The following is a 12,094-nucleotide window of genomic DNA, read 5'->3' on the forward strand; positions in this document are numbered from 1 at the left end:
ATTATGAAAAAACAACTAATAAAAGGGTTATTACTTACAACTTTAGTGCTTGGAACGGCAGCACCTCTTGCAGATCAGGTGGTCTTTGCTGAAGGTCCAGGTTCAATTACTGTTGAGAGTACTAACGCAGGGGCGAAGTATCAAGCTTTTAAAATCTTTGATGCAACCTACTCTGGTGATGCAACGTCATACACCATTCCAGAAGGATTAGAAGCTACTTATAAGGGAACAGGAAACTTTGAACAACTGTTTTCAACATCAACAAACGGTGGCAAAACTTATGTGACAAAGAAAGAGTCTGCATCTGATACGGATATTGCAGCTTGGACAAAAGCAGTCGTAGCGGCTGCTAACATTCAGCCATCTGATACACAGACTGCAGCTGGCGCAACAGCAACTCTGGCAGTTCCGTATGGTTATTATTATGTTGGAACGGATGTGAATGGTGGCGCAACAACCATGGTAACGTCAGCTTCTCCTCAGGCAACAGTTCGTGAAAAAAACAACGAACCATCATGGGGTGAAAATGGTGGTAAAACTGTTGGTGACGACAAGACATATGCTGTTGGTGAAACAGTGACTTATACGCTAGACTATCAAAATGCGACTTATTACACCGCAGGTGAGAAAGTGTATCAATATGTGGTTAAAGATGCTCTGCCAACAGGTGTTGATTTTTCTGAAGGAACAGTTAAAGTGACAGTAAACGGTGTTGCCTTAACTCAGGGGACAGGAACAGGGACATATGCTATTACGGAAGGTACAAATGGCTTTGAAGTGACGATTCCATGGGCAGCTACTAATACAGCTAGTGATGCTGCAGGTTTAGGTGAAAAGGATGACTTTTTCTATGATCCAATATCAACGATTAAAGTAACTTATCAAGGTGTTCTTTTGAAAGATGCTACCGAAGGTTCTGATAAATACGACACAAATAAAAACTTAGCTACTATCAATCCTAACACTAAAACAAATGATCCCGGTAAAGAAGAATATGTCTATAATGGAAAAATTACAATTGATAAAGTAGCGGCCAATAGTGACACAAAGTTACAAGGTGCTAAATTTGTTCTTCGTCAAAAAGGTTCAGAGAATTATTTAAACCTAGCTGCAGGTACTGAAAATGTAACATTTGGTTCACGTAACAATGCAACTGAATTTACAACTGATCAAAATGGTGCAGTGTCGATTTCAGGTTTAGATGCTGGTGACTATGAGCTTATCGAAACACAGGCTCCTGAAGGTTATAATCTTTTAGATTCTCCTGTATCCGTTACTTTAGGACTAGGTAAGGCAGATGGGAAAGATAATCTTTTGGTAACTTCAAAAGTCGAAAATAATAGTGGTGCCGAATTACCATCAACTGGTGGTATTGGAACAACTATATTTTATACTGTTGGAACAATTCTGATTGTTGCAGGTGGTGTAGTATTAATTGCTCGTCGTCGTGCGCGTGATTAAGAAAATAGGTTAGATTACTCGATGAAAACATTATCAGATAAGCTCGTTTCCTATCTGCTTATCGGAGCTATGATACTTGGGATAGGGTTAATAGCTTACCCCTCGGTATCTGATTGGTGGAATTCTTATCATCAATCTAGGGCTATCATGGACTACCAGGATAAAGTTAGTCATATAGATAAACGTCAATATCAGAAAATTCTTGCTCGAGCTGAGAATTACAATAAACAATTTCTTGAAACAAATATAAAATGGCAATTAACCAAAGAGGAAAAAAAGGAATACAATTCTCAGTTATCCATTGATCAGTCAGGAAATATGGGTTTTATCACGATTCCAAAAATTAACGTTAATCTCCCAATTTTTCACGGTACTAGTGAAGATGTTCTTCAGACTTCAATTGGGCATTTAGAAGGTACGAGTCTGCCTGTGGGAGGTCAGTCAACGCACTCGGTATTATCAGGTCATCGAGGCTTGCCGTCGGCAAAATTGTTTTCAGATTTGGATAAACTGCGTGTGGGAGATCGATGGACTGTTAATATTCTTGATGAGACGTATACCTATGAAGTTGATCAAATTAGAACAGTTTTGCCAAAAGATTTAAGCAATTTGCAAATTGAAGAGGGCAAAGATTACCAAACCCTATTAACATGTACACCTTATGGTATTAATACTCATCGCCTTTTGGTTAGGGGACACCGAGTTGCAAATGAGGATGGTGATGCTTTGGTCATTGCGGATGCTATTCAAATTGATCCTATTTATATAGCTCCCTTCATTGGATTTCCTATTTTACTGTTATTGCTGATGATTTTTCTTCGGTTAATGCGAAAAGATGATCGAAGAAAGCAAATTGTACTGAGTTGGTTTAGAAAGGAACAATCAAATGAAAAGAATTAAGCTAATACTGATAACCTTTCTAATCCTCGTTGGTATCACTTTTCAAGAGAAAGTCTCTGCCCAAGTGGAACAAAAGGGATCAATTGTTATTTCTCCAACTTATAATGGTGTTCCTGTAGTCGGTGGTGATTTACTCGTATATCAAGTGGCAAATTGGTCAGAAAAGGATAATCGCTTTGCTTTTACAAAAGAGTTTTCATCAACAGCGCTTTCTCTTGAACATTTGATAAGTCCTGAGTTAGATCAGTCAGATATCCAAGTTTTAGTGAATAATAGTCATCATGTCAAACCCTATCAGTACATTGATAGCATACCTCAAAAGGGTGTTGTTTTAGAGAATCTCTCGCAAGGCATCTACCTATTTGTACAAAAGGAGTCGGCTCAAGGTTATGAGAAAATGAATCCTTTTGTGATCAGTATTCCAAACAATGGGTCATTATCTGTAGAAGCTAAGGAAAAAATGAGTCCGATCTCTAGCTCGGCCTCTCCGTCAAAAATAGTCAGCTCAAAGGATGACGTGCCAAGGGAAAAGGTGAAAGTATTGCCGTTCACAGGACAAGTTTGGTGGCCTGTGTATCTATCGTTAGTGTGTGGAATTATCTGTTTAGTGCTTTCAATGATTGGAAAAAAAGAATGATTAATCGAAATGTTCGCATCTATTTGTTGAGGCTATTAGGTATTGCCTGTATCATTTTTTCAGTCTTTTATACTTGGAATAACATCGATGCAGCAAGGACGGCTGAAAAGTCAAGTCAAGATATCAACCAGAAATTACAGATAGATCAATCGTCAAAAAGGCTTTTATCAGAAAATGATGCTATGCCTGTCTCCGCTGTATCTGGTGTGGACTATCTTGGAAAATTAACGATTACTAGTGAGAATATTACTCTACCAGTAGCTGCTAAATATCGTTTTGAACAAATGTCACTAACACCGACTCGATACAGAGGTTCATATAAAACCAATGATCTTGTCATCTGTGCTCATAATTATCGTTATCAATTTGATCCACTTAGGACGATTCCTATGGGAGAAAAGATTGAATTTGAAACAGTTGATGGTAAAACATATTCTTATGTGATTACAAATCGAGAAATCATTAAGCCAACAGCAGTTGAAGAGGTTATTAAGGAGACGGCAGGTGATACTGACTGGGATTTGAGTTTATTCACCTGTACTCCAAGCGGTGCTGCTAGGGTAATCATTCGGTGCCGATTAGTTGCTTAACATTGGTAGCTGACTTTAATGGATGATAAGATTTTAAATGATTTTTAAGTGATTAAGATGTCGTATTTACGATGTTTTGGTCACTTTTTTTATCTAGTTAAGAAGGCTGTAGTAATTGTTAAGGTTAGAAAAAAAGCAAACCTCCTAGGAGATTTGCTTCTGACTTGGTTCGCCCCAAAAGAATAGGGGGAATACAGGGTTATTTACGAGCTAAAAGGTCACGAATTTCAGTAAGAAGAACTTCTTCGTTTGAAAGAACAACTTCTTCAACAACTTCGTCTTGTTTTGGCATGAATTTAGTTGCAGCTTTAACAACGAAGAAGAGAATTGTACCAACAACTAAAAAGTTGAGGACAGCGCTCAAGAAGCTACCGTATGCTACACCATTCCAAGTTAATTCAGCGATGCGTTCTGCACCAGCTGCTTTCAAAACAGGGTTCAATAGAAGTGGTGTGATGATGTCTTCTACTAATGAAGTGATGATGGCCCCAAAGGCAGCACCAAAGATAACGGCAACAGCCAAGTCAAGGACATTACCTTTAAACAAAAAAGCTTTTAATTCTTTAATCATAATTGATTCCTTTCTTTATTAGAATTTATTATACAGTAAAGGAAGATTAGGAGCAAGGGATTTGAATTTTTTCTTATGTTAAAGATACTGTCATATCATAGGATGGCAAGTTTTTTCTAAAAGTTTCTGGTTTTTTCTGAAAATAGCCAAGTGAGTCTGTTAAAAGGGGTATCCCAAAATGATACCTAGAATTGGTTTTTAAAATGATAGCTTTATCAATAGTGATCGATAGACCTAGGTAAGTTTTTTGATGAAGAGAACAAATTCCATTTTTACGGCATAGACTAAATTTTTATTTTACACGTGCTATGGTTAATGCTATAATGTAATGTAAGGCAAAATTGGATTTTTGTGGAGGTGATGTTGTGATTTTGGATAAAGAAACCATTGCTCAAATCAAGCAAGAAACCAATATTGTAGATGTTATCGGAGAGGTTGTTGCTCTATCGAAAGCAGGTCACAATCACTTGGGGCTCTGTCCCTTTCATAAGGAAAAAACGCCATCATTTAACGTTATCGAAGATAAGCAATTTTACCATTGCTTCGGTTGTGGAAAATCAGGTGACGTTTTTAAGTTTCTAGAAGATTATAGGCAAATTCCGTTTAAAGAGGCTGCTTCTATCTTGGCAGAGCGCTTGGGCATGTCTGTTCAAGTGACACAAACTAATTATCATCAGCCTAAGCATCCTCACGAGAAACTATTTCAGATCAATGCTGATGCCAATAAGTTCTTTCAGGCAGTTTTAATGACAACAAAGCAAGGAGAGGTGGCACGACAGTATTTATATGAGAGAGGGCTAACGGATGAGTTGATTAAGCATTTCCAGATTGGACTATCACCTGAAGAACCTGATTATTTATTCAAATCTTTATCGAATAAGTATGATGAGGAGACTATTTTAGCTTCAGGTCTTTTCAATCTATCTGAGGAATCAAATCGTATCTATGATGCTTTTCAAAATCGGATTATGTTTGCCTTGACGAATGATCAAGGGAAAGTCATTGGTTTTTCTGGCCGTATTTGGACAGAGCAGGCTAAAGAGAGTCATCAAGCAAAATACAAAAATACTCGTTCAACACCAATCTTTAATAAATCTTATGAGTTTTACCATTTAGATCAGGCTAAACCAGTCATTGTCAAAAAACGTGAAGTTTATCTAATGGAAGGTTTCATGGATGTCATCGCTGCCTATAAAGCTGGTATCGTCAATGCTGTAGCTTCTATGGGGACGGCGTTGACGCAGGAACATGTGAATCATCTGAGTCAATTCACTAAAAAAGTCGTCCTAACCTATGATGGTGATGCTGCTGGGCAAAACGCCATTGCCAAATCTTTAGATATTCTAGCACCGTTTACAGTGGATGTTGTCAAGATGCCACAAGGAATGGATCCGGATGAATACTTGAAAGCTACTTCAGCGGGAGAATTGGCCTATTTACTTGAAAAATCTCGGATTAGTCAAGTGGAATTTTGGATGTATCATCTCCTTCCTGAGAACAGTGATAACCTTCAAAGTCAGATTGCTTATGTGGAGCAAATAGCTGATATCATTGCTAAAGAACCATCCATTACAGCTCAAAATACCTATATCAGTAAAGTTGCAGAGTTGCTGCCAGATTTTGACTACCATCAAGTTGAGCAGTCTGTCAATAACCGGCGTCTCTCCATAAGACAAGATGCGGTTCAAACGCAAGTAGCGGAGCCTGTCTATATCGATATGCCAATCGTTAAGCAGGTGACAGCCCTTAGAAAGACAGAGAACCATCTTTTTCATCGCATGCTCTTTCATCCTGTGATTTTAAATGATTTTAAACTAAGGGATGACTTTCAATTCCATACCCCCGAATTAATTGAGTTGTATCAACTGTTATTGGCTAATGGGGATATTACTTCATTTGAATTATCTGGAGAGTCTGAAGCAGTGCAGCAGGCCTATTATCAAGTTTTGGAAGAGCAGTTGCCAGAAGAAGTTGGAGACAATGAAATCTTAGATTTAGAGAGACATCGTCAACGTTTATTAGCTCAAAATGATATGCGTAAGCAAAGTCAATTGATTAAAGATACGAGTAACCAGGGCGATCAAGAAAGTGCACTTGCCGCCTTAGAAGCACTTATTGCACAGAAAAGAAATATAGAATAGAGGGAATTATGGCAGAAAAAACTAAAGAAATAACAACTTTTAACGTTCAGGTTGCTGAGTTTATTCGTAATCACAAGCAAGCTGGTACTGCTGTCGATACCGAAGTTACTGAAAAATTAGTTATTCCCTTTAGTTTAGATGCAGATCAAATCGATGATCTTTTAGAGCGTCTAACCGATGGTGGTATTGCTATTACAGATAAGGATGGCAATCCATCCTCTAAATACGTTGTCGAAGCACCAAAACCTGAAGAGTTAACAGATGAAGAGCTTCTAGGTAGCAATTCAGCGAAAGTGAACGACCCTGTTCGTATGTACCTGAAAGAAATTGGTGTCGTACCACTGTTAACCAATGAGGAAGAAAAAGAATTGGCTATTGCTGTTGAAAATGGTGATCTTCAAGCCAAACAACGTCTTGCAGAAGCTAACTTACGTTTGGTTGTTTCTATCGCAAAACGTTATGTAGGGCGTGGGATGCAATTCTTGGATTTGATTCAAGAAGGTAATATGGGACTTATGAAAGCTGTTGATAAATTTGATTACTCAAAAGGGTTCAAATTTTCAACTTATGCGACATGGTGGATCCGCCAGGCTATTACACGTGCTATCGCGGACCAAGCTCGCACCATCCGTATTCCCGTTCACATGGTGGAAACAATCAACAAACTGGTTCGTGAGCAACGTAATCTTTTGCAAGAGTTAGGACAAGATCCAACACCCGAGCAAATTGCAGAACGCATGGATATGACTCCTGACAAGGTTCGTGAGATCCTAAAAATTGCACAAGAGCCAGTCTCTCTTGAAACACCTATCGGTGAAGAAGATGATAGTCATTTAGGTGATTTTATTGAAGATGAAGTGATTGAAAATCCAGTTGATTACACCACACGTGTTGTTCTTCGTGAGCAGTTAGATGATGTTCTTGATACACTCACAGATCGTGAAGAAAACGTTCTTCGTTTGCGTTTCGGTTTAGATGATGGAAAAATGCGTACGCTCGAAGATGTCGGTAAAGTCTTTAACGTTACCCGTGAACGTATCCGCCAGATTGAAGCAAAAGCGCTTCGCAAACTCCGCCATCCAAGCCGTAGCAAACAGCTCAAAGACTTTATGGAGGACTAAAACAGCCTAGGCATAGACTGTTTTAGGTAATTTAATAAAAATGACCACTGTTAGCCTACTAGATACTTTAATCGTTTGCTAAAAACAAGAAATGAGTAAAGTGAAGCCTGTTTAGGTGTTCTGCTAAAAATAGAAATCAGAGTAATCAGTCAGATATTTTTAATTGCTCACTAGAAATAAGAAACAAGAGTAGGAGTAGCCTGTTTTAGTACCCTACTAGAACTAGAGTAGTCTAATAGACATTTTTAATCGCCTTAATTCCAGATAAGCTATTGTGAAAGGGAAAATATGTCAGAAGTTATCAATTATACGGAAGAAGAAATTGCTAATATTAAAGAGCGTATTTTTGAGGCTCTTGAAGAAGTTATTGATCCTGAACTGGGTATTGACATCATCAATCTTGGTTTGATTTATGAAATTCACTTCGAGCAAGATGGTAAAACACAAATCGACATGACCTTAACAACTATGGGATGTCCACTAGCAGACCTTATTACAGATCAGATTTATGATGTTTTAAAGTCTGTTCCAGAAGTGACAGATGCAAAAGTTCGTTTGGTATGGACACCAGCTTGGTCAGTAGAGCGTCTTAGCCGCTACGCTAGAATAGCTCTTGGGATTCGATAAATAATAAAGGAGGAAGGATTGTGAAAACACTTAGTATAGTCGTACCGTGCTATAATGAGGAGGAGACAATTCTTCCTTTTTTAAAGGCCATGCGAAAAGTTGAAAAGAAATTTGCAAATGAATTGCTCTTTGACTATTACTTTATTAACGATGGTTCTTCAGATAACACACTTGATATCTTAAGAGATATCTCTCGGAGTTATTTGAATGTTCATTACTTGTCCTTGTCTAGAAATTTTGGAAAAGAAGCGGCTCTATTAGCTGGATTAGAAGAAGTTGAAGGAGATTTTGTAACAGTAATAGATGCAGACTTACAAGATCCTCCAGAGTTACTTACTGAAATGTATGCAAAAATTCAAGAAGGTTACGATGTTGTGGGAACCCGCAGAGCGAATCGAAAAGGGGAGCCACCTTTGAGATCGTTTTTTGCTAGAACATTTTATTGGTTGATCAATCTTGTTTCTAGTACAGAGATTGTTGATGGTGTTAGGGATTTTCGTTTGATGACGCGTCAAGTAGTTGATAGTGTTTTGGAACTTGGTGAAGTTAATCGCTTTTCTAAAGGGCTTTTTTCTTGGGTAGGTTATGATGTCACTTATATTTCTTTTGAGAATAAGAATCGCATAGCTGGAAAAACATCGTGGTCTTTTTGGGGATTGTTAAAATATTCTGTTGATGGATTTGTTAACTTCTCGGAAGCCCCTTTAACCTTAGCTGTATGGGCTGGCTCATGTTCCTTCTTATTGTCTGTAGTAGCTATGTTGTTCATTATCATTAGGCGTCTTGTTTTTGGTGATCCAGTTGCTGGTTGGGCAAGTTTAGTGACCATTATGCTTTTTATTGGTGGCATCCAGTTGCTTTGTTTAGGGATAATTGGTAAATATATTGCTAAAATTTTCTTAGAGACTAAGAAACGTCCTGTTTACATTGTCAAAGAAAAAGAATGAAATAAAACCCTTTTTTTGATATACTTTGTTTCAAGAACAATAGAATCAAGGAGAAGAACATGATTTTAATTACAGGTGCCAATGGGCAATTGGGAACGGAACTTCGTTATTTGCTAGATGAACGTCATGAGGAGTACGTAGCAGTTGATGTAGCTGAAATGGATATTACTGATTTAGCAAAGGTGGAGGAAGTTTTTGAACAGGTTAAACCAACATTAGTTTATCACTGTGCTGCTTATACTGCGGTTGATGCGGCTGAAGACGAAGGGAAAGAGCTCAACTACGCTATTAATGTGACTGGAACGGAAAACGTTGCAAAAGTTGCTGCTAAACATGATGCAACTTTAGTATACATTTCAACAGATTATGTCTTTGATGGTGAAAAGCCAGTTGGTCAAGAATGGCTTGAAACGGATACACCGGATCCAAAGACTGAGTATGGACGTACCAAACGACTTGGTGAAGAAGCTGTTGAAAAGTATGCGAAGAACTTTTACATCATTCGCACAGCTTGGGTATTTGGCAATTATGGTAAAAACTTTGTCTTCACCATGCAAGAGTTAGCTAAAAAACACCCTCGTTTGACTGTTGTTAATGACCAGCATGGTCGTCCAACTTGGACACGTACCTTGGCTGAATTTATGACTTACTTGGCTGAAAACCGCAAAGAGTTTGGTTACTACCACCTTTCAAATGATGCGGATCAAGACACAACGTGGTATGACTTTGCTGTAGAAATTTTGAAAGATATAGACGTTGAAGTAGCGCCTGTTGATTCATCTGCCTTTCCAGCTAAAGCGAAACGTCCTCTTAACTCAACCATGAGTTTGGAAAAAACAAAAGCTACTGGATTTGTTATTCCAACATGGCAGGATGCCTTACAAGAGTTTTATAAGCAAGATAAAAAATAAATGATTCCATAGAAATTCCTCTTTGGCTAGCAGTGCCAGAGAGGATTTTTTTATTTAAACGAAGAAAATGAAATTATGGTATAATATACTATGATTGTACTAAATAGAATGGAGTTTTTATGCGCCATATTTTTATAATAGGAAGCAGAGGGCTGCCTGCTAAATATGGTGGCTTTGAGACCTTTGTTGAAGCATTAGTGACACATCAGGTGAGTTCCCAACTAAAGTATCATGTTGCCTGTTTGAGTGATGAGAAAACAGGAGAACATTTTACCTTTAGAGGTGCGGATTGTTTTACGATTAATCCACCTAAACTTGGCCCAGCTCGTGTGATGGCATATGATATGATGGCTATTCATTACGCACTTTCTTACATTAAAAAGCATCAAATTGAACGTCCTATTTTTTACATACTAGGAAATACTATCGGTCGCTTTATGAAACCTTTTGCAAAAAAAATTAAAGCAGTCGGTGGTACGCTACTGGTTAATCCAGATGGTTTAGAATGGCGCCGATCCAAGTGGTCAAAACCTGTTCAATTCTATTTGAAACAATCAGAAAAAGTTATGACCCAAGTTGCAGATTTTATTATTGCAGATAATGAGGGGATAGAGGACTATATAAAGGTCTCCTATCCATGGAGTAAGACCCGTTTTATTGCTTATGGGACTGACACAAAGAAATCGTCTTTAACTCAAGACGATACGCGTGTGAGATCTTTTTACGATAAGTGGAGAACAAAAGAAGAAGACTATTATCTTATTGTCGGTCGTTTTGTTCCTGAAAATAATTATGAAGTAATGCTGAAAGAGTTTAAGGCAAGCCAAACTAGCAGGAAACTCCTCCTTGTATGTAATCACGAAGGGAATCCTTATGTGGATGAACTTGCTGTAAAAACAGATTTCCAATCAGATCCCAGAATTCATTTTGTTGGAACTGTTTATGATAAGGAATTGCTTGCTTACATCCGTGAATCAGCTTATGCCTACATTCATGGTCATGAGGTGGGCGGTACTAATCCAGGCTTACTTGAAGCATTGGCTCATACAGATGTGAATCTCATTTTAGGTGTTGATTTTAATCAAAAAGTAGCTCAACAAAAAGCCCTGTATTGGTCAAAAGAAGAAGGAAACTTAAAAACGCTTATTGAGTCAGTGGATACTAACGATTTTAAATACTTGGGAAGGCAAGCCAGGAAACATGTTGACTCTAACTATACTTGGGAAAAAATTGTAGGAGAATACGAGGAATTATTTCTAAATGAAAGTTAATATTGTGATGTCCACCTACAATGGGGAGAAGTATTTGGCTGATCAAATTAAGAGTATCCAGAGCCAAACTTTTGAGGACTGGCAACTGCTGATTCGTGATGATGGCTCTAGTGATAACACACCATCAATCATTAGAGATATGGCTAAAAAGGATGATAGAATCCATTTTATCAATGATGGTCAAAATGAAAATTATGGTGTTATCAAGAGTTTTTACCATTTAGTTAAATACGATTCTGCCGATTATTACTTTTTTAGTGATCAAGATGATGTTTGGTTGCCTGAAAAAATAGAAGTAACTTTAAAAAGAGCACAGAGTGAAACATCAGCTAAGCCTCTCTTAGTTTATACAGATTTGAAGGTTGTCAATGAAGATTTGGCAGTTCTTCAAGAAAGTATGATAAAATCTCAGTCGCACCATGCTAATACTGAGCTGGTACAGGAGTTGACGGAAAATACGGTAACTGGTGGTACCATGATGATCAATAAAGCCTTGGCTGATAAATGGCAGGTGTATGATAACCTACTCATGCATGATTGGTACTTGGCTTTATTAGCGGCATCCCTTGGAAAACTCATCTACATTGACCAAGCTACGCAACTCTACCGCCAGCATGAAGCTAATGTTTTGGGAGCGAGGACCTGGTCTAAACGAGCAAAAAATTGGTTGAAGCCTAATACACTGATTTCAAAATACTGGTGGCTCATTAAATCAAGTCAAAACCAAGCCGAAAAATTATTGGCTCAAGAAATGTCGGAATCATCAACTCAGATGGTTAAAGCATATGTTTATTTAATGGACAACAATTGGTTGGATCGATGGCGTTTACTCAGAGAGTATAAGTTTAAAAAAAATCGGTGGTTTCACACTTTTGTGTTTACAATATTAATTATAACGAAGTTAGGTTATCAATAAA

Annotated in this window: 12 protein-coding genes; 11 read left to right on the plus strand and 1 reads right to left on the minus strand. The window is 37.9% G+C overall.

Annotated elements, in window-relative coordinates; all coding sequences use genetic code 11:
* Positions 1-3 precede the first annotated feature (3 nt).
* From C0J00_RS03190 to C0J00_RS03205, 4 genes are read left to right on the plus strand one after another with little or no spacing between them, the layout of a single operon-like run.
* Positions 4-1,461: a SpaH/EbpB family LPXTG-anchored major pilin gene (locus C0J00_RS03190; protein ID WP_104967531.1), complete on the plus strand. Its 1,458-nt coding sequence runs from the start codon at positions 4-6 to the stop codon at positions 1,459-1,461.
* Positions 1,462-1,482: 21 nt separating this feature from the next.
* On the plus strand, positions 1,483-2,361 hold the full coding sequence (locus C0J00_RS03195) for a class C sortase (RefSeq protein ID WP_104967532.1): 879 nt from the start codon (positions 1,483-1,485) through the stop codon (positions 2,359-2,361).
* On the plus strand, positions 2,348-2,998 hold the full coding sequence (locus tag C0J00_RS03200; protein WP_104967533.1) for a hypothetical protein: 651 nt from the start codon (positions 2,348-2,350) through the stop codon (positions 2,996-2,998). Before C0J00_RS03195 ends, C0J00_RS03200 begins: the two co-directional genes overlap by 14 nt.
* On the plus strand, positions 2,995-3,588 hold the full coding sequence (locus C0J00_RS03205) for a sortase (RefSeq protein WP_104967534.1): 594 nt from the start codon (positions 2,995-2,997) through the stop codon (positions 3,586-3,588). The genes C0J00_RS03200 and C0J00_RS03205 overlap by 4 nt, the downstream gene beginning before the upstream one ends.
* 199 nt (positions 3,589-3,787) lie before the next feature.
* Here C0J00_RS03205 and mscL read toward each other — a convergent pair whose 3' ends face one another.
* Complete coding sequence (gene mscL, locus C0J00_RS03210; protein WP_104967535.1) at positions 3,788-4,159, minus strand: large conductance mechanosensitive channel protein MscL; 372 nt, start codon at positions 4,157-4,159, stop codon at positions 3,788-3,790.
* A 365-nt stretch (positions 4,160-4,524) separates the two neighbouring features.
* Between mscL and dnaG the strand changes: the two genes are divergently transcribed.
* The 7 genes from dnaG to C0J00_RS03245 all read left to right on the plus strand — a co-directional run bounded on the left by dnaG (position 4,525) and on the right by C0J00_RS03245 (position 12,093).
* Positions 4,525-6,300 (plus strand): DNA primase, encoded by a 1,776-nt coding sequence (dnaG, locus tag C0J00_RS03215; protein WP_104967536.1) that lies wholly within the window; start codon positions 4,525-4,527, stop codon positions 6,298-6,300.
* 8 nt (positions 6,301-6,308) lie between these two features.
* A complete protein-coding gene (gene rpoD, locus C0J00_RS03220; RefSeq protein ID WP_104967537.1) occupies positions 6,309-7,421 on the plus strand; it encodes an RNA polymerase sigma factor RpoD in 1,113 nt (370 codons plus the stop codon).
* Between the two features lie 288 nt (positions 7,422-7,709).
* Complete coding sequence (locus C0J00_RS03225; protein ID WP_104967538.1) at positions 7,710-8,048, plus strand: metal-sulfur cluster assembly factor; 339 nt, start codon at positions 7,710-7,712, stop codon at positions 8,046-8,048.
* 20 nt (positions 8,049-8,068) lie between these two features.
* Entirely contained in the window at positions 8,069-8,995 is a 927-nt protein-coding gene (locus C0J00_RS03230) for a glycosyltransferase family 2 protein (RefSeq protein WP_104967539.1), read from the plus strand.
* 59 nt (positions 8,996-9,054) lie between these two features.
* Positions 9,055-9,906: a dTDP-4-dehydrorhamnose reductase gene (rfbD, locus tag C0J00_RS03235; protein WP_104967540.1), complete on the plus strand. Its 852-nt coding sequence runs from the start codon at positions 9,055-9,057 to the stop codon at positions 9,904-9,906.
* A gap of 119 nt (positions 9,907-10,025) precedes the next feature.
* Positions 10,026-11,177, plus strand: coding sequence for a beta 1-4 rhamnosyltransferase Cps2T (cps2T, locus tag C0J00_RS03240; RefSeq protein WP_104967541.1), 1,152 nt, complete (start codon positions 10,026-10,028; stop codon positions 11,175-11,177).
* Positions 11,167-12,093, plus strand: a complete 927-nt coding sequence (locus tag C0J00_RS03245) for a glycosyltransferase family 2 protein (RefSeq protein WP_104967542.1) — start codon at positions 11,167-11,169, stop codon at positions 12,091-12,093. Before cps2T ends, C0J00_RS03245 begins: the two co-directional genes overlap by 11 nt.
* The last annotated feature ends 1 nt before the right edge of the window (position 12,094 follow it).

Origin of the sequence: Streptococcus pluranimalium (genome assembly GCF_002953735.1) — a bacterium.
Lineage (GTDB): Bacteria > Bacillota > Bacilli > Lactobacillales > Streptococcaceae > Streptococcus > Streptococcus pluranimalium.

Coding starts and splice junctions, on each gene's coding strand:
- C0J00_RS03190 (WP_104967531.1), top strand. CDS start 4: ATGAAAAAACAACTAATAAAAGGGTTATTACTTACAACTTTAGTGCTT.
- C0J00_RS03195 (WP_104967532.1), top strand. CDS start 1,483: ATGAAAACATTATCAGATAAGCTCGTTTCCTATCTGCTTATCGGAGCT.
- C0J00_RS03200 (WP_104967533.1), top strand. CDS start 2,348: ATGAAAAGAATTAAGCTAATACTGATAACCTTTCTAATCCTCGTTGGT.
- C0J00_RS03205 (WP_104967534.1), top strand. CDS start 2,995: ATGATTAATCGAAATGTTCGCATCTATTTGTTGAGGCTATTAGGTATT.
- mscL (WP_104967535.1), bottom strand. CDS start 4,159: ATGATTAAAGAATTAAAAGCTTTTTTGTTTAAAGGTAATGTCCTTGAC.
- rpoD (WP_104967537.1), top strand. CDS start 6,309: ATGGCAGAAAAAACTAAAGAAATAACAACTTTTAACGTTCAGGTTGCT.
- C0J00_RS03225 (WP_104967538.1), top strand. CDS start 7,710: ATGTCAGAAGTTATCAATTATACGGAAGAAGAAATTGCTAATATTAAA.
- rfbD (WP_104967540.1), top strand. CDS start 9,055: ATGATTTTAATTACAGGTGCCAATGGGCAATTGGGAACGGAACTTCGT.
- cps2T (WP_104967541.1), top strand. CDS start 10,026: ATGCGCCATATTTTTATAATAGGAAGCAGAGGGCTGCCTGCTAAATAT.
- C0J00_RS03245 (WP_104967542.1), top strand. CDS start 11,167: ATGAAAGTTAATATTGTGATGTCCACCTACAATGGGGAGAAGTATTTG.